Consider the following 17,744-nt stretch of genomic DNA (forward strand, 5'->3'; position numbering starts at 1 on the left):
TCTTCGCGGGCATGCCGCGACGGGGCCGGGATCAAGGCTGGGCACAACCCAGCAAGCGCTGCAACGAAACCCTGGTCGAGGGCGCCAGCTCCACCGCCTCCCCCGTACTGCCGTGCAATGCCTTGCCCATCATGTACATCGCCGTGACGCTGTGCGGCGGCAGGTAGCCCTCGTTGCTCCAGGCGCGCAGCTGATAGGCAAAAAAGGCCGTCGCCTGAGGCTTTTTGGCAACCATGTCTTCGATGCGTGCCAACAGGGTTTCCGAAAGTTCTTCACGCTCGCAAGCCGCCGGGTTTTCCGACAAGGCTTCATTCATCCGTGCGAACAGTTCACCCGCCCGCGGGCACAGCACCTGCATTACGCAGGCCCTCAGCTGTTGTTGTGGCGTAAACGTCAGTGGCATTTTTCTGGCCCCTACCCTGCGAAAGAGATAGCTCGTAAGGGTGGGAGTGTCGTGATGTCGAAAAAGTGGCATCGACGCGAAAAATAAATTCTTACGGGGGGGGCTTGCGGGTAGCCCTCGGCCGAGGCGCTGCCGCGCCGCTAGAATGACGAGAAACGGGAAACCGGCTGGCAATGGCAACCTCCGACATCGGCTTGTCGGTGTGCTGTGGCAGCTGCCGCGCATGCCCCAGGCGCAGCTGACCGAAGGTATTTTTCACATCTGTCTCACTGGTTGATAACAACCGCTGTGTCATGGTTGCATGGCGCATCACTTAATTAATGAAGCCTCAAACTTTCATTAACTTTTGTTTCACATGAAACCCGCATTTCGTTAATTGCAACTTCCCTCCCAACGCCCTGACAATCGGCCACGCTCCGAGCTGAACGCCAGTCCCTGCGCGCTCCCGGCACGAGCTCAAACCTCGATATAAGCCAATAAACTTTTCAGAGGAAGTTTATGAACGCGCCTGCCCCACACATCAACTTCGAACTTCACGAACATCTGCTATTGACGGGCGCCACCGGATTTCTCGGTGGTTCGGTAACGGCCCAATTGATTGCCAGTGGCCGCAGCGCCAACTTGTGTTTCCTGGTACGCGCCGACAGCCGTGAGCAAGGCCTGGAACGCCTGCGTGACAACCTGCGCCAACACGGTGTTGACGAGCGCGACTGCCTGGCCCTGCGCGCCGACCAGATCATTTGCGGCGACTTCCTCGACACCGGCTGGCTGGCCGAGGCCACACCGCGGCTGATGCAGATCGACCGGGTGATCAACTGCGCGGCGGTGGCTTCGTTCTCGAAGAACCCGAACATCTGGCCGGTCAATGTCGAAGGCACCTACGCCTTTGCCGAAGTGATGAGCCGCTCGACGCGCCTCAAGCGCTTCCTGCACGTGGGCACGGCGATGAGCTGCGGGCCACAACGCGAGTCGCCGATCAGCGAGTCGTGGGACTTCCCGGCCGCCGAGCAGCAACTGGTCGACTACACCGCCTCCAAAGCCGAGATCGAACGGCGCATGAGCGAGCAGCTGCCGCAATTGCCGCTGGTGGTGGCGCGCCCGTCCATCGTGGTGGGCCACCGCACCCTCGGTTGCCAGGCGTCGGCGAGCATCTTCTGGGTGTTCCGCATGGGCTTTGCGCTGGAGAGCTTCACCTGCGAGCTGGACGAGCAGATCGATGTGATCCCGGTCGACTACTGCGCCGAAGCGCTGATCGGCCTGACCCTCAAACCACGGCTGGAGCACAACCTGTACCACATCTCCGCCGGCCACCAGGCGGCCTGCACCTTTGGCGAGATCGACCAGGCCTTTGCCCACGCCAACGGCGCGGAGCCAGTGGGCGAGCGCTACCGCAAGGTCGATGTGGATGACCTGAAGAGCCTGGCCCAGGACTTTGAAGCGCGCATCGGCCCGGCCAACCCGCGCCTGGTGCTGCGCGCCCTGCGCTTGTACAGCGGCTTTGCCGACCTCAACTACCTGTTCGACAACAGCCGCCTGCTTGAAGAAGGCATCGCCGTACCGCCGCGGTTCACCGATTACCTGGATGTGTGCGTGAAATCGTCCAGCGGCGTGAGTATCGCCACCCAGATGCAGTGGGATTTCAAGTAAGCCACCCTGCCAACGCATGACCCGCCTTCCCTGTGGGAGCGGGCGTGCCCGCGAAGAAAGCGACTCGGTGCATGGCACCGGCTTCGCCGGTGTTCGCGGGCAAGCCCGCTCCCACAGGTTTCGGCGTTACTGCTCGTTGACCAGGTTCGGCGGGCGCTGGCCTGCCAAGGCGCTTAGCAGATTGACCACTGCACAGCGCGCCATGGCCTCCCGCGTCTCGTAGGTCGCCGAACCGATATGCGGTGTCGCCACCACGTTTTCGAGCTGCAACAACGGCGAGTCGACGGCCAACGGCTCTTGCACGAACACATCCAGCCCTGCCCCGCGAATCCGCTTCGCCTGCAACGCATCAATCAACGCAGCTTCATCCACCACCCGCCCACGGGCAATGTTCACCAGGATCGCCTCGGGCTTCATCAAGCCCAGCTCACGGGCGCCGATCAAGCCCTCGGTGCTGGCACTGAGCGGCACCGTGAGGCACACATAATCCGCCTCGGCCAGCAGCGCATCCAGGCTGCTGTAGCGCGCATCGTAACGCGCCTCGACCTCGGGCTTGGCCCGCGAACTGTGGTACAGCACTCGCATGCCGAACCCGGCAGCGCCACGCCGCGCCAGCGCTTCACCAATGCGCCCCATACCGACGATGCCCAAGGTCTTGCCATGCACATCGGTACCGAAGTGCGCCGGCCCCAGGCTGGCCTGCCAGTTCCCCTCACGAACCCAATCGGCCAGTTCCACTACCCGCCGCGCGGTGGCCAGGATCAAGGCAAAGCCGGTATCGGCCGTGGTCTCGGTGAGTACGTCAGGGGTGTTGGTCAGCATCACCCCGCGCTGTGTCAGGTCGGCGATATCGTAGTTGTCGACGCCCACCGACACGCTGGAGATCACCTCCAGCTGCGGTGCCAGGTCGAGCAGCTCGCTGTCCAGGCGCAAACTGGCGCCCAACAAGCCATGCGCCCCCGGCAGGGCGTCACGCAGGCGCGCCAGGCCATCGGCGGCGGCGGTGTCCACCCAGGTCACCTCCACCTGCTCCTCCAGCTTCGCCAGCAAGGCGTCGGACAGGCGTTTGTACAAGACGATGCGTTTCTTCATGGCTGTTTCCTATTGGCTCATGGCCAGGCGCGGGCCGCCGCGCTTGGCCCGGCCTGAGGTCTGTGAGGTTTTCAATACGGCGGTCAACGCCACTGCAGTCAGCAGCGCCCCCGACATGAACAGGTAAGAGGCGCCCGGGCCGCCAGTGGCGCCATTGAGATAGCCCACCAGCCACGAGCCACCGAACGAACCCAGCGCGCCCATGCTGTTGATCAGCGCCATGGCCCCACCGGCCACGTTGCTCGGCAGGATCTCCGGCACGATGGCGAAGAACGGGCCATAAGGGGCATACATGCACGCGCCGGCAATCACCAGCAGTGCATAGGACAGCCAGAAGTGCTCGGCGCCCAAGGCGTAGGAGCCGTAGAACGCGACGGCAGCGATCAGCAGCGGGGGCCAGACGAAGCGCTTGCGCTTCTGCAGCCGGTCCGAGGCCCACGACACACCGATCATGCCCAGCACGGCCGCCATGTACGGCACCGAGGCCAGCCAGCCGGCCTCGACGATATCGACATTGGCCGCCTGCTTGAGGATCGACGGCAACCACAGCACGAAGCCATACACCCCGATGCTCCAGCAGAAGTACTGCAGCGACAGCACGATCACCTGTGGCGAGCGGAACGCCTCGCGGTAATTCTTCACGGGCTTGATGCCTTGCTGCTCAGCGGCCAGGGCCTGCTGCAGTTCGGCCTTTTCCTGTTCGCTCAGCCACTTCACCTGGGCTGGCCGGTCATCCACCAGGCGCCACCAGATGAAGGCCCAGAGCACCGCCGGCAAGCCCTCGATGATGAACATCCAGCGCCAGTCGAAGTGCTTGATCAGGTAGCCCGAGACCACCGACATCCACAGGATGGTCACCGGGTTGCCGAGCATCAGGAAGGTATTGGCCCGCGAGCGCTCGGCGCGGGTGAACCAGTGGCACAGGTACACCAGCATGGCCGGCATCACCGCTGCTTCCACCACGCCGAGCAGAAAACGAATGGCGATCAGCAGGTAGACGTTGCTGATCATCCCGGTCAGGGTTGCCAGCCCGCCCCAGAGGATCAGGCTCACGAAGATCAATTTCTTCACGCTGCGCTTTTCGGCGTAGATCGCGCCCGGTACCTGGAAGAAGAAGTAGCCAAGGAAGAACAACGCCCCCAGCAGCGAGGACAACACAGGGGTGATCTTCAGGTCGTCGGCCATGCCCGAGGCTGCGGCAAAGCCGTAGTTGGCGCGGTCAAGGTAGGCCAGGCTGTAGGTGATGAAGACGATCGGGATGATGTACCACCAGCGGCGTGGTGCGAGGCGAGTCGGTTGCATGAAACGTTCTCCTGAGCTTGTTGTTTTTGTCGCAACAGGGCCGGCAGGCCGGCGTTCAGCGGTTCAGGCACTTCTGCGCAGTTCGTGCGCCTGCAGTTCATGACGGTGTGGCAGGCCTTCCATGTCGCCACGCGATTGCACGGCGCGGCTGCCGCACCAGTTGCCGCGCGCCACGGCGTCGGCCAGCGGGCGGCCTTCGAGCAGCGCGCTGACCACGCCGACGGCAAAGGCATCACCGGCGCCCACGGTGTCCACCACCTTGGCCACCGGCACCGGGGCAACCTGCCCCGCGCCACGGCCATTGTGGTAGTAGGCCCCCGCATCACCGAGCTTGATCACCACGTGCTCTACGCCCTGGTCGAGGTAGAAGGCAGCGATATCGGCGGGTGTGTGCTGGCCGGTCAGCAAACGGCCCTCTTCCAGGCCGGGCAGCACCCAGTGGGCCTTCACCGCCAGGGCGTTGATTTCACGGATCATGGTCATGCGGTCCGGCCAGAGCGACGGGCGTAGGTTCGGGTCGAAGGAAACACTGCGCCCGGCCGCGCGCATGCCGTCGATCAACGCATGGGACAGTGCCCGGCAGCTGGCCGACAGCGCAGGCGGAATGCCTGTGGCATGCAGGTGGCGGGCCTGCAGCAGCGCCGGGTCGAGCAGCGCGGTGGACAGGCGACTGGCGGCGGAGTCGCTGCGGAAGTACTCCACAACCGGGTCGCTGCCATCATCGCAGCGGCTTTTCAGCTGAAAGCCGGTTGGCCGGCTGGCATCAACCTCGACACTGCTGCAATCCAGACCCTCTTGGCGCAAGCTTTCGAGCACGAACCGCCCCAGCGAGTCGGCACCGACCCGGCTCAGCCAGCGCACGCGAAAGCCCAGGCGGGCCAGGCCGATGGCAACGTTGCTATCGGCGCCGGCGATGCGTTTGCCGAAGGCGCCGACACTGGCCAGGTCGCCGGCCTGCTCGGCGACGAACATGGCCATGGTTTCGCCGAAACACAGCACGTCATGCTCAAGCATGGCTCACCTCCTCGCCCAGCCCCAGCCGCGCCAGGTCATGCACCTGGGCGCGGGTCAGCGCCAACAGGTCATCGCTGACCAGGGGGTATTCCACCGCGCGCACCAGGCCGGGGCTGAATTCATCGAACAGCGCCTCCCAGGCCAGCAGGTCGCCAGCCTTGGGCGGCACGGCGTGCAAGCGGCCATCTGCACCTTGCTGCACGGCCTTGCAGTGCACGTAGCGCACCCAGCGGCCGAGCTGGCGAGCGGCCTGCAAAGCGGACTCGCCCTGCCATTGCCAGTTGCCGATGTCGAAGGTCATGCCCAGCGGCATCCCCCAGCCCTGCGCATGCTGGAAGAAACGCAGCAGTGGCTCGATGCGCCCGCCTTGCGGGGTCTGGTCATTCTCCACCAGCAACACAGGATCACCCTCGCGCAGCAGTGCCTGCAAGGCGCTGAGATCGCATTGCTCATGGTAATGCCCCAGTGAAACCTTCAGCGCCACGGCGCCCAGGGCCTTGGCCAGCGCCAGCTTCGCCGGCAGTTGCGGGGCTGGCTCGCCTTGCGCCGTCCACAACTCCAGCGGCGAGGAATACAGGCATTCCAGACCAGAGGCTGCGATCGCTGCCGAAAGCGCGACCGTGTCGGGCGCTGCATCGAACAACTCTTCGCGCAGTTCGATGCGACTGACGCCGGCAGCCGCCAGCAGTTCGACAAAACTCTGCTGGCCACGCTGGCGCACGAGACCGGCGCCGTAGCTGGAGAGACTGATGGAAACGGGGTTCGCATGCATTGTTGTTATCCTTATGAAACCGGTTTCATTTTTAGTTGCATCAAAGCGGGCAGCGTTGCTGACCGCAGGTTATTCCTGTGCTTGAGTGGAACCGCGGGTAATCAGCTGTGCCTTGAAGTCGATGCGTCGAGGCACGTCGTTGCTGCCGCGCAGGCGTTCGAGCAGGCACTCGAATGCGGCCACGCCAATGCGCTCGGTTGGCTGGGCCAGTGCAGTGATGCCGCTGCCGACCAGGGGGTACCAGTCCAGTTCGTCGAGGGCGATCAGGCCCACGTCGCTGAACAGATTGCAGCCCGCATCGTGCAGTACCCGGCTAACCGCCAATGTGGCCACGCCGTTGAAGGTGAAGATCGCCTGCGGGCCATGGCCGTTGCTGGCAAGGAAGGCGCCAAGCTTGGCCGGCAAACCGGGGTCGACCTCCAGCAATTGCTGGCGCATGCCGTTGCGATTGCTGATGGAGGCGGTAAAGGCCTGCACCCGCTCCAGGCGCGAGCTGGTGCCGTCGAGCGGTTCGGTGACCGCGAGAATGTCGCGGTAGCCCCGCGCCTGCAGATGGTCCAGCGCCTGCTCGATGGCATCGGTGTTGTCCAGGCCCACCAGGTCGACCTTGAGCTCCGGCAGTTGTCGGTCGACCAGCACCATGGGGATGTCGCGCTGCAGGTTCAGCAGTTCGCCCGGGTGGCGGCCAAGGGTGTTCACGATAAGCCCTTCGACGTTATAGGACTGCAGGGCCTTCAGGTGGTGGCGCTCCTGCTCGTCGTCGCGGTTGGTGTTGCATACCACCAGGCTGTAGCCGTGCTGGCGGCAGGCGGTTTCCACGCCGTGCATCACGGCCACAGAATAGGGGTTGAGTATGTCGGCCACGAGCATGCCGATCAGGCGTGTCTGGCCACGCTTCAGGCCGCGGGCCATCTGGTTGGGCCGGTAGCCCAGCCGTTCGATGACCGCTTCCAGGCGCTTGGCGGTGGCTTCGGCCAGCAGCTGACGATCGCCGCCAATGTAGCGCGAGACCGTGGCCTTGGACACACCGGCCACACGTGCCACTTCGCTGATGGTCACCCGCTCGCGGGGATTGGAGGGTGAATCGGTCATTGCGGAGCCCTTGTGATTGTTGTCGGGTGACGGCCAATGAAACCGGTTTCAATACAGCAAAACCTTGCGCGTTCGTCAACCTACCATTGATTGTAGGAGCGGCCTTGTGTCGCGAAAGGGCTGCGCAGCAGCCCCAGAATTCACCGACGATGCTGATTATTGGGGCCGCTTTGCGGCCCTTTCGCGACACAAGGCCGCTCCTACAAATTCATGCGCCGGGCCTAACGGAGGCTCTTCACCTCAGCGGCGCTCACCGCGTTGCCTTGGTTCCCCCAGCTGCTGCGAATGAAGTTCACCACATCGGCCACTTCCTGGTCGCTCAAGCGCCAGCCGAACGCCGGCATGGTGAAGTTCGACGGCGCGGTATGGGTCGCCGGCACGGTCCCGCCTGCCAGTACCACATGGATCAGCGAGGTGGCATCGGCCGTCTGCACCACCGGGTTGCCCGCCAGCGCCGGAAACACCCGGGTGTAGCCATGGCCATCGGTACGGTGGCAGGCCGCGCAGTTGTCGATGTACACCGACGCTCCGGGCTTGCTGTCGTCACCCTGCCACAAGGCATCGGCCACCTGCTTGTCATACACGTGCGGCGTGTCGTTCGGATCGCTTGGCGGCAGGGTCTTGAGGTAACGGGCAATGGCGGTCAGGTCGGCGTCGCTCAGGTGCTGCATGCTGTGCTCGACCACGTCGCTCATGCCGCCGAACACCGCGCTGCGGTCGCTGCGGCCGGTCTTGAGGAACTGCACCAGCTGCTCCTCGCTCCAGCTGCCCAGGCCGTCCTTGTGGTCGCCGCGCAGGTTCTTGGCGATCCAGCCTTCCAGCGGCGCACTGCCGGCGAGGAACTGCTCGCCATCGGCCGGGCTCAGGGCCTTTTCCTGCATGGTCAGGGCGCGTGGGGTATGGCACGCGCCACAGTGGCCCAGCCCTTCGACCAGGTACGCACCACGGCTGACCACCGGGTCTGCGCCGGCTGGTGCCTGCCAGGCCTTCACCTCGGGGGCGAACAGCCCGCGCCAGATTGACAGCGGCCAGCGCATGCTCAGGGGCCAGGGGATATCGGTCGGCTTGTTGGGTTGCACGACCGGCTCGACGCCCTGCATGAAGTACGCATACAGCGCCTGCATGTCGTCATCACTGACCCGCGCATAGGACGGGTACGGCATGGCCGGGTACAAGGTGCTGCCGTCCTTGGCGATGCCTTTGCGCACGGCCTGGTCGAAGTCGGTGAAGCTGTACTGGCCGATGCCACTGGCGTCCGGGGTGATGTTGGTGGAGTACACCGTGCCGATCGGGGTTTCCATCGGCAAGCCGCCGGCAAAGGGTTTGCCGCCCTTGGCCGTATGGCACGCCACGCAGTCACCTGCACGGGCCAGGTACTCGCCCTTCTTCACCAGGGCATCGTCGGCCTGGGCTGCCGTGGCGCCCAGCAACAAGGTTGCGATCAACAGGTTCTTCATGTTCATCGCTCCTCAAGCCTTGACCAGCGGGCCGGGGTTCTTCAGGTACTGCTCGCGGATCGCCCGGGCCGACCAGTAGGTCAGCGCGGCTACCAGACCCGTGGGGTTGTAACCCAAGCCCTGGGGGAACGCCGAAGCCCCAGGGACGAACACGTTGTGCACGTCCCAGCTCTGCAGGTAGCGGTTGAGCGCACTGGTCTTCGGGTCGCTGCCCATGATCGCGCCACCGTTGAGGTGGGTGGTCTGGTAGCTGGCGGTGTTGAAGTGCTCCTTGACCTTCTTGCCGAGGATGGCGATGGACTTAGGGTTCATCGCCTGGGCGATCTTGCTCAGCTTGTCGACCATGAACTGGTTCATCCTGATGTCGTTTTCCTGCCAGTCGAAGGTCATGCGCAGCAGCGGCTGGCCGTAGGCATCGCGGTAGGTCGGGTCGAGGTCGAGGTAGTTGCCGCGGTACGACTGGTGCGCACCGTGGGCGTCCATCGATACCTGATGGGTGTAATAGTCGGCGGTGGCCTTTTTCCAGGCGCTGCCCCAGGCCGGGGTGCCCGGTGGCGTGCCGCCCCCGGCAATCGGCCGGGTACCGGCCTGGTTGACCCACATCGGTGAGCCGCCGACGAAGCCGTGCGGCCCATGATCGAAGTTGTCGGCGTTGAAGTCGTCGATGGCCACGCCGTTGCCGCCAGCGCCGATGAAGTTGTTGGTGTAGGTGTCCTTGTCGAAAAACGCCTTGACCGTGCCCATGTTCTGGTAGGCGAAGTTACGGCCGACCACGCCTTCGTTCTTGATCGGGTCATAAGGCTTGCCGATGCCGGACAGCAGCATCAGGCGCACGTTGTTGAACTGGAAGGCGGCGAGGATGACGATATCCGCCGGCTGCTCCACTTCGCGGCCCTGGGCATCGATGTAGGTCACGCCGGTGGCCTTGCGCTTGCTGTCGTCCAGGTTCACCCGCAGCACATGGGCGTTGGCGCGCAGCTCGAAATTCGGCACCTGGCGCAGCGCTGGCAGGATGTTCACGTTCGGCGAAGCCTTGGAGTACATGTAGCAGACGTAGCCGCTGCAGAAGCCGCAGAAGTTGCACGGCCCCATCTGCGCGCCGTACGGGTTGGTGTACGGCCCGGAGGTGTTGGCCGACGGCAGGTTGTAGGGCTTGTAGCCAAGGCTGGCCGCGGCCTTTTCGAACAACTTGGCCGACACCACGTTCTTTTGCGATGCCAGCGGGAACGGGTTGGAACGGTCAGGGGCGTAGGGGTTGCCGCCCTTCCCTTCGCCCACTCGTTTGCCGTTCACGGTCCAGGCCTGGCCCGAGGTGCCGAACACCTTCTCGGCGAAGTCGAAGTGCGGCTCCAGTTCCTCGTAGCTGACGCCGAAGTCCTGGATGGTCATGTCTTCGGGGATGAAGCGCTTGCCGTAGCGCTCCTCATAGTGGCTGCGCATGCGCAGCTCGATCGGGTCGACCCGAAAGTGCACGCCCGACCAGTGCAGGCCGGCACCGCCAACGCCCTTGCCCGGCAGGAAGGCGCCGAGCTGGCGGTTGGGCAGCGCGACATCGTTGACGCTGTGGCGGATGGTGACGGTTTCTTTCGACACATCGACGAACAGCTTCTTGCGCACGCTGTAGGTCAGTTCATCAATCACCTGCGGGTAACTGCCGTCCGGGTAAGTGTCCTGCATCGGCCCGCGCTCCAGCGCCACCACCTGCAGCCCGGCTTCGGTGAGCTCCTTGGCCATGATCGCGCCGGCCCAGCCGAAACCGACGATCACCACGTCAGCCTTTTTCATTGCATTGGCCATGTCTTATGCCCTCTCGCCACGAATCGAAACGGCCGGGAACGGGTAAGGCTCGTTGCGCTCGGCCCAATCCATGAAATCTGCCCGGGCGCCCGGGAAGCCAATCTGCGTCCAGCCGACCATGCCCTTGTTGCCGCCGTGGATCGGGTCGCAGAAGAAGCCTTCACGGGTGTTCTGCACCAGCAAACTGAAGAACACCTTGGCCGGCAACTGCTCGAAGACGATCTCACCGGCTTCGATCTTGGCGAGAATCTTGTCTCGGGTAGCGCTATCTTGCTCGGCAAAGGTTTTACCGCTGGCGTTCTTGCACCAAGCCTCCGTGGCAGCGATGCCCAGGCGGTAAATCTGTTGCGGGCTGAGTTGCAGCTGGTAGCCGAGCTCCGGGGCCGCATCGGCCTTGAACGGGCCTTGCATGTACCACTGGGCGCCGGTGGCGTAAGGGGTGTTCATCTGGCGGTCGATGAATTCGGCGGCGCCCGCTTCCAGCGCACCCGGGCCGAGTTCGTCGGCGGGGATGATGCGCGACACGGCCGCTTGCACGAAGGCCCACTCTTCGGCGGTGAAGAAGGTCGGCTGATAGTGGCCCGCAGGCGGGGTGGCCGGCACCTTGGGCTCGCGTACCGGCTCGGCCAGCAGCTGACCGGCACCGAGGCCGGTACTGGCCACGGTGACCACCGGTATGAAGGTCAAGGTCTTGCGCAGGAAGTCCCGGCGCGGGTTGTCGGGGGCATGCTCAGACATTTCGAATCCTCATCAGCATTAGGGCGGCCTTGGGTTGCGCCATCTGGTGTCCGGCCAGGGCCGGAAAAGCCGCGTAATCTAGCGGGTTTGGACATCTTTTGAAACCGGTTTCACTGGATGCGTCGATTTGGCGATTGACATACCCATCCTGATAAAGCAGCACTGCTCTACGACTGTCAATCGCGCAAAGGCCGTATCATGCCGCTCTACTTCAGAGGCCTGCCATGTTCGATTGGGAAGATCTGCGCCATTTCTCCGCCTTCATCAGTACCGGATCGCTGTCAGCTGCGGCCAGGCAACTGAATGTCGACCACGCCACCGTGGCCCGGCGCATCGCCGCGCTGGAAGCCGCCTTGAACCTCAAGCTGGTCGACCGCCGTCCCAGGGCCTACGCGCTGACCGAGGAAGGCCGCCGGGTGGGCGAATACGCCGAGCAGATGACCCAGTCGTCATTTGCCCTGGAGCACTTTGCCAATGCCGGCCAGCAGCACGTGGAAGGCGAAGTGGTGATGGCCGCCCCGCCCGCGCTGCTTGGCAGCATCATTGCCCGGCGCCTGGGCGCGCTGCTGCAGCGCTACCCGCAACTGCGCCTGAAGCTGGTCGGCAGCAAGTCGCGGGCCTCGCTGGCCCGGCGTGAAGCCGATATCAGCATCACCCTGGCCAGGCCCACCGAACCGACGCTGGTCGCCAGCCTGCTGGGCTACCTGGATTACCGGCTGTATGCCGCAACCGCCTACCTGCGCAGCGCTGGCACGCCGCGTTACATCGGCTACGACGAATCCCAGGCCAAGTCACCTCAGCAACAGTGGCTGCTCAGCCAGAGCGGCAACCAGCCCTTCGTGCTGCAGAGCAACGACTTGCGCATCCAGGCCCAAGCGGCGGCTGGCGGCGTCGGTATCGCCTGCCTGCCGGCATTCATCGCGCAGGAGCATGGCCTGGAGGTCGCCGGCAAGGACGAACAGACCATGAGCATCGAGATCTGGCTGGCGGTACACGAGGATGTGCGCAACACACCCCGCATCAAGGCCGTCACCGACTTCTTGCAGCAACAGGTCAAGCCGCTGCTGCGCTTGTGAATTTATGCAGAATGCGCCTGCACCGATTCGGGATTTTCGCAGGCACCCATCACCGCTAAGCTGCCCTGCATCGCACAACCGATCACTGAGGAGCCGCGGATGCAATACGTCAAACTGGGCAACACCGGCCTGGACATCTCGAAACTGTGCCTGGGCTGCATGACCTTCGGCGAGCCGGACGCCGGCACCCATCCCTGGACCCTGGGCGAAGCCGACAGCCGCCCGATCATCCGCCACGCCGTCGAGCAAGGCATCAACTTCTTCGACACCGCCAACAGCTACTCGGCCGGCACCTCGGAAATCATCCTTGGCAAGCTGCTGAAGGCATTCACCCGCCGCGACGAAACAGTGATCGCCACCAAGGTGTTCTTCCCCGCCAACATGTGGGAAGGCAGCACCCGCCCTAACGAACAGGGCCTGTCACGCAAGGCGATCATGGCCAGCATCGACGCCAGCCTGACCCGCCTGGGCACCGATTACGTCGACCTGTACCAGATCCACCGCTGGGACTACCACACGCCCATCGAAGAGACCATGGAAGCCCTGCACGATGTGGTCAAGGCCGGCAAGGCACGCTATATCGGCGCCTCGTCGATGTATGCCTGGCAGTTCGCCAAGGCCCAGCAGGTGGCGACCAGCAACGGCTGGAGCCGCTTCGTGTCGATGCAGAACTACCTCAACCTGATCTACCGCGAGGAAGAGCGCGAGATGATCCCGCTGTGCCTCGACCAGGGTGTCGGCCTGATGCCTTGGAGCCCGATGGCCCGCGGCCGGCTGACCCGCCCCCATGGGCAGCAGACCGAACGCACCCGCACTGATATTTCCGGGCAGTCGTTCTATGAAAAGACCGAAGCGGAAGATGGCCGGGTGATCGATGTGGTCGAGCAGGTCGCTGGCGAGCGCGGCGTGCCGATGGCCCAGGTGGCGCTGGCCTGGGTGCTGGCCAAGCGTGGGGTGTCGGCGCCGATTGTCGGAGCCTCGAAGGTGACACAGCTGGATGATGCGATCGGGGCGCTGGCGTTCCAGCTGAGCGCCGAGGAAATCGCCCGGCTGGAAGCGCCTTATGTGCCGCATGCGGTGACAGGCTTCAAGTAAAACACCTGGGCGATAATCCAGACCTGCCGGCACCCGTAGATGACGGCGCTAATACCCCGTCATCTCCAGATACCCGCGCCCTTGTGCGCTGCCACTCACCCGCACCGGCCCCTCCCAATACGGGAACCGCGTGCCCATCCAGGCCCTGGTTTGCACCGCTTCGACTTGCACATCCACTTGCACGGCGGGCACTTGAACCCGCCAACGGGTCGGTACGCGCTTGCCGTTGTCCTGATCAGCCCAGGCCAGCGGCGTCAGCGCGACCTCTGCACCCTGTAGCGCCCGTACCTGCCCGTCAGGGCCAACCCAAGTCCCGGCCCGGTACGGTTGCCCCTGGTCTTCCCGTACCTGAAACAGCATCAACTTGGCACCACTGCCCAGGTGCAGCGAGAACCAGTCCCAGCCGCTCTGCCCGGCCGCCAGCGGCTGGCTGCTCCACTCCCGGTCCAGCCAGGCCTGCCCGGTTACCGGAATGCGTTGCCCGTCCCGCTCGACTTCGCCGCTGACCTGGTAGAACGGCTGGCTGTAATAGTACGAAGCCTGGCCCTTGCCGGACTTTTCGCTGTAACCCCGATCACCGTGCAGCACCAGTGGCTGGTCGCTGGCCAGGGTCAGGTCGTAGGCAAAACCCTGGCCGCTGGCATGCATCTGCAAACGGTGGATGCTGTCATCGCCTTGCAGCGACCAGTTGTTGATCCACGCCCGAAACGGCCCGGTTTCAACGCCAGCCTGGCCAATGCCGCCACGTGCCAGCGTTTCGCTGACCTGATGGCCGCGCGGATCGGTCAGGGCAGCGTGGCCCATCCACAGGTTGGGGCTGTTCCAGCCGTGGGTTTCGGGACCGGGACGCAAAGCCGAGCGGAACAGCGTCCACTGCACGCCCCAGTCACGCCCCTTGGCATCACGCAGGTTTGCCGTGACGTACCACCACTCGATGCGATAGCCGTCGTGGGCGCCATGGTCGCGGGGGAACAACAGCGCGGTGTCGCGGGTGACCTGCTTGAACGCTGCCGCCTCGGCACCAAGGCCGGCATAACTCCTGGCCGGTGGCGCAGGCGCATCACACCCGGCCAGCAGCAGGCAGGCCAGCAACAGCCAGGCCTCAACCTTCATCGGCGAACCTGCGCAACAGCTCGCTCGGCTGGCGCCGCGCCAGTTGCCACAACGGCCACGCGCTGGCCAGCAGGCTGGTCAGCACACCGAGCGCGGCCAGTTGTACCAGTTGGCTGGCAAACACATGCCAGGGCAACCGCCAGCCGAATGCCTGCACGTTCACCACCGCCACCAGGCACCAGGCCAGCAGCAGCCCGAGGGGGATCGCCAGCAACACGGTGAAACCGCTGAGCATCAGCGTCTGGCCCAGGCTCAGCCAGGCCAGCCAGCGGCGCGGCACACCCAACGCCCACAGGGGGGCCAACTGCCCCAGGCGCTGCTGGCCCAAGGTCAGCTGGCTGATGAACAGCGCTACACCAGCGACACCGAGGGTGAGGCTGTTCAGCGCGGCGGTGACGGCGAAAGTACGGCTGAATATCTGCGTCGACCAGGCTTTGAGGCTGGCCTGTTCGACCAGTTGCGATCCGTCCAGGCCATAGCGTTGCTGCAAATCCTCCTTCACCCGCGCAACCTGCCCAGGCCGAATCAGCAGGCTCAGGCCGCTCAGGCTCGCTGTCGCCGCGTGCTGGCGCAGCCAGTCGGCGTTGACCAGCACATGCCCTTTCGGGTTGCCGTAGTCGGCGTAGATGCCTACCACCCGCATGCCTTGCGGCGGCTCGCCCGGCAGCTGCACGGTAGCCCCGACCCCCACCCCAAGGCGCCGTGCCAGCTGTTCGCTGAGCATGGCGCCCTGCCCGATCGCCACCTGCTCCCATGCCTTTGGCGCCTGTTCGAGCAATGGCCAGTGGCTGCTGTAGAACGGATGATCAATCACCCCTTGTACCTGCACCGGCCAGTGCTGCAGGCGCCATTCCACGCGCCAGCTGGGCAGCGCGGCGTTGACGTCGGGGTCATGCTGCAATTGCTGGTAAATCTGCAACGCCTGCGCGCTGTCGCGGGGTGTGACATACAGGTCCGCGGCCAGGCGCTGGTCGAGCCAGCCAACGAAGGTTCGGCGGAAACCTTCGGTCATGCCGCCAACGCCAACGCTAGCAGCCAATGCCAGTAACAAGGCCATCAGCGCCAGGCTCAGCGCTGGCAATTGCTGGCGGCTGTCGGCGACGAACCACTGCGCCAGTGGTCGCCGGGTGTGCCGCGCCAGGCCAGCGAGCAACACGGCCAACGCGCCCGGCAACAACAAGGCGGCCGTCAGCAACAGCGTGGCAAGCAGGCTGAAGGCACTGGGCAGGCTGTTGCCGTAGTAGCCGCAACCCAGGGCAATGACCGCAAGCCCTGCGGCGGCCATAGCCTGGCGCTTCAACCAGGGCACCTGTGCCAAGCGCCAAGCCTGAGGTTGGGCCAACGCCAGCAGCGGTAGCCGTGCTGCGCGCAGCAGGCTGTCGATGCCGGCCAGCAAGGCACCCAGCAGGCTCACCCCTATGCCCATCAGCCACCCGTACGGCGGCAGATGCAGGTGCCCAGAGACCTGGGCGCCATACAGGCCACGCAGGCTGGAGGCAAAATCGGGCAGCAACAGTGCTGCCAGCAGATAACCCGCCGCCACACCGGCCAGGCCACCGGCCACAGCGAACAAGCCCAGCTCCAGGGCTAAAGCCGCCAGCAACACCTTCAGGCTGACGCCACACGCGCGCAACGTGCGCATCAGGCCCCGTCGTTGCTCCAACGCCAGGCCGATGGCCGCATGGGCGATGAACAGACCGACCACGAACGCCAGCAGGCCGAGCGCTGTCAGGTTCAGATGAAAGCTGGCGGTCAGGCGTTGCAGATCGGTGTCATCGTCCGCTGGCTGCACTTTCAAACGGTCGGCAAGCGCCTGCGGCAACGGCTGGTCGCTATCACTGATCAGCCGTGACAGCTGGCCCGGCGCATCGAGCAAGGCCTGGGCCACGCCGATATCGACCAGCATCACCCCGGGCGCCAGCTGTTCGTTGAGCATCAGTGGCGGCAACGCCTGGCCATCGAGCGTGCGCAGCCTGCCCGCCAATTGGCGCAAGGTGTCCGGCCCGACCCAGGCTTGCCCCGGGGTGTCGATGAAGCCCTGCAAGTCGAAGCTTGCCGGGTCGGCACCGGCGACCGCCATGCCCGGCAGCAGGCTCAGCGGCTCGATGCCGATCAGCCTGACGGCAACGGCGGGTTCACCGGCAAGGCGCAAGCGCCCCTCCAGCACCGGCGTCACCTGCCAGCCTTGCCGGCGCAGTTGCACATACAGCGCCTGGTCGAAACGCTGCCCGTCGCGGGGGGTGATCTGCAGGTGCGCCGGCCCGCTCAGTACGGCGCTGGCCCGGGCATAGTCGCTGCGCGCCTGGGCGTTGAGGGCCTGCACACCGGTCCACAAGGCCGTCGCCAGCCACAGGCCGGTGAAGATGCTGAGGCACTGCAGGCGGTGGCGCCACCAGTGGCTGCCCAGTGCCTGCAGGGCGATCAGCAGGTTGTTCATGACCCTTGCACCCGGCCCTGGTGCAGCACGCAACGGTGCTGCAGGCGAGCGGCCAGGCGCGGGCTGTGGGTCACCATCAGCACGCTGCTGCCGGCCTCGCCGACCAGTTGCAGGAGCAAGGCCAGCACCTCGTCGCTGCTGGCTTCGTCGAGGCTGCCGGTGGGCTCGTCGGCGAGCAACAGCGCCGGCCGGCTGGCCAACGCCCGGCCAATGGCGACCCGTTGCTGCTGGCCGCCGGACAGCTGCTCTGGATAGCGGTCCAGCAAAGCCGCCAAACCCAGGCGTTCGGCCAGGTAGGCCAGCCACTGCGGGTTGTGGCGCTTGGCCAGGCGCGCCTGGAAGGCCAGGTTGGCTGCCACGTCGAGGCTGCTGATCAGGTTGTATTGCTGGAACACCAGGCCGATGCCCTCGCGCCGCCAACGGGCCAGGGCGGTTTCACCGTGGCCGTGCAGGGGTTCGCCGTCGATGAGGATGCGCCCGCTGTCGGCGCGGTCCAGGCCGGCGACCAGGTGCAGCAGGGTGCTCTTGCCACTGCCGGATTCGCCCATCAGGGCCAGGCTGCTGCCGCGCGCCAGGGTCAGGTCGATGCCGCGCAGGACCTGGAGCGGCCCCTGGGCGGTGGGGAATGACTTGTGCAGTTGCTCGATGACCAGCATGGGGGCTTTGGCCTTTTGTGAGGTCAGACCTTAGGCATAGCTGCATATAGCGC

General features: G+C 64.9%; 14 protein-coding genes and 1 pseudogene. 3 read left to right on the plus strand and 12 right to left on the minus strand.

The window, feature by feature from the left end; all coding sequences use genetic code 11:
* Positions 1 to 31: 31 nt before the first annotated feature.
* Complete coding sequence (locus APH28_RS17980) at positions 32 to 403, minus strand: hypothetical protein (RefSeq protein WP_156340915.1); 372 nt, start codon at positions 401 to 403, stop codon at positions 32 to 34.
* 498 nt (positions 404 to 901) lie between these two features.
* Between APH28_RS17980 and cprA the strand changes: the two genes are divergently transcribed.
* On the plus strand, positions 902 to 2,050 hold the full coding sequence (cprA, locus tag APH28_RS17985) for a cationic peptide resistance protein CprA (RefSeq protein ID WP_060511663.1): 1,149 nt from the start codon (positions 902 to 904) through the stop codon (positions 2,048 to 2,050).
* Positions 2,051 to 2,176: 126 nt separating this feature from the next.
* On the opposite strand, the gene APH28_RS17990 is transcribed toward cprA, so the two are convergent.
* The 8 genes and pseudogenes from APH28_RS17990 to APH28_RS18025 form a co-directional block, all read right to left on the minus strand.
* A complete protein-coding gene (locus APH28_RS17990; RefSeq protein ID WP_060511665.1) occupies positions 2,177 to 3,142 on the minus strand; it encodes a D-glycerate dehydrogenase in 966 nt (321 codons plus the stop codon).
* A 17-nt stretch (positions 3,143 to 3,159) separates the two neighbouring features.
* A pseudogene (locus tag APH28_RS17995) lies at positions 3,160 to 4,444 on the minus strand (MFS transporter).
* Positions 4,445 to 4,507: 63 nt separating this feature from the next.
* A complete protein-coding gene (locus APH28_RS18000; protein WP_060511669.1) occupies positions 4,508 to 5,458 on the minus strand; it encodes a sugar kinase in 951 nt (316 codons plus the stop codon).
* Entirely contained in the window at positions 5,451 to 6,230 is a 780-nt protein-coding gene (locus APH28_RS18005) for a sugar phosphate isomerase/epimerase (RefSeq protein WP_060511671.1), read from the minus strand. The genes APH28_RS18000 and APH28_RS18005 overlap by 8 nt, the downstream gene beginning before the upstream one ends.
* 69 nt (positions 6,231 to 6,299) lie before the next feature.
* The gene (locus APH28_RS18010) at positions 6,300 to 7,322 is read right to left on the minus strand and encodes a LacI family DNA-binding transcriptional regulator (protein WP_060511673.1); all 1,023 of its coding nucleotides are present in this window, start codon (positions 7,320 to 7,322) and stop codon (positions 6,300 to 6,302) included.
* A 221-nt stretch (positions 7,323 to 7,543) separates the two neighbouring features.
* Complete coding sequence (locus APH28_RS18015) at positions 7,544 to 8,779, minus strand: cytochrome c (protein ID WP_060511675.1); 1,236 nt, start codon at positions 8,777 to 8,779, stop codon at positions 7,544 to 7,546.
* Between the two features lie 12 nt (positions 8,780 to 8,791).
* Positions 8,792 to 10,576 carry a GMC family oxidoreductase gene (locus APH28_RS18020; protein ID WP_060511677.1) on the minus strand — a complete coding sequence of 595 codons (1,785 nt, stop codon included), beginning with the start codon at positions 10,574 to 10,576 and terminating at the stop codon, positions 8,792 to 8,794.
* Positions 10,577 to 10,579: 3 nt separating this feature from the next.
* The gene (locus APH28_RS18025) at positions 10,580 to 11,314 is read right to left on the minus strand and encodes a gluconate 2-dehydrogenase subunit 3 family protein (protein ID WP_060511679.1); all 735 of its coding nucleotides are present in this window, start codon (positions 11,312 to 11,314) and stop codon (positions 10,580 to 10,582) included.
* Between the two features lie 224 nt (positions 11,315 to 11,538).
* Here APH28_RS18025 and APH28_RS18030 point away from each other — a divergent pair, with 224 nt between their 5' ends.
* Positions 11,539 to 12,390, plus strand: coding sequence for a LysR family transcriptional regulator (locus APH28_RS18030; protein WP_060511681.1), 852 nt, complete (start codon positions 11,539 to 11,541; stop codon positions 12,388 to 12,390).
* A 99-nt stretch (positions 12,391 to 12,489) separates the two neighbouring features.
* On the plus strand, positions 12,490 to 13,485 hold the full coding sequence (locus APH28_RS18035) for an aldo/keto reductase (RefSeq protein WP_060511683.1): 996 nt from the start codon (positions 12,490 to 12,492) through the stop codon (positions 13,483 to 13,485).
* Between the two features lie 48 nt (positions 13,486 to 13,533).
* On the opposite strand, the gene APH28_RS18040 is transcribed toward APH28_RS18035, so the two are convergent.
* Genes APH28_RS18040 through APH28_RS18050 form a run of 3 tightly spaced genes read right to left on the minus strand, consistent with a single transcriptional unit; the run spans position 13,534 to position 17,691 of the window.
* A complete protein-coding gene (locus tag APH28_RS18040) occupies positions 13,534 to 14,598 on the minus strand; it encodes a lipocalin-like domain-containing protein (protein ID WP_060511684.1) in 1,065 nt (354 codons plus the stop codon).
* Complete coding sequence (locus tag APH28_RS18045; protein WP_060511687.1) at positions 14,588 to 17,035, minus strand: FtsX-like permease family protein; 2,448 nt, start codon at positions 17,033 to 17,035, stop codon at positions 14,588 to 14,590. The genes APH28_RS18040 and APH28_RS18045 overlap by 11 nt, the downstream gene beginning before the upstream one ends.
* The gene (locus APH28_RS18050) at positions 17,032 to 17,691 is read right to left on the minus strand and encodes an ABC transporter ATP-binding protein (RefSeq protein WP_060511689.1); all 660 of its coding nucleotides are present in this window, start codon (positions 17,689 to 17,691) and stop codon (positions 17,032 to 17,034) included. Before APH28_RS18050 ends, APH28_RS18045 begins: the two co-directional genes overlap by 4 nt.
* Between the last annotated feature and the right edge of the window lie 53 nt (positions 17,692 to 17,744).

This window comes from Pseudomonas sp. NBRC 111124 (genome assembly GCF_001320245.1).
Taxonomy (GTDB): Bacteria; Pseudomonadota; Gammaproteobacteria; order Pseudomonadales; family Pseudomonadaceae; genus Aquipseudomonas.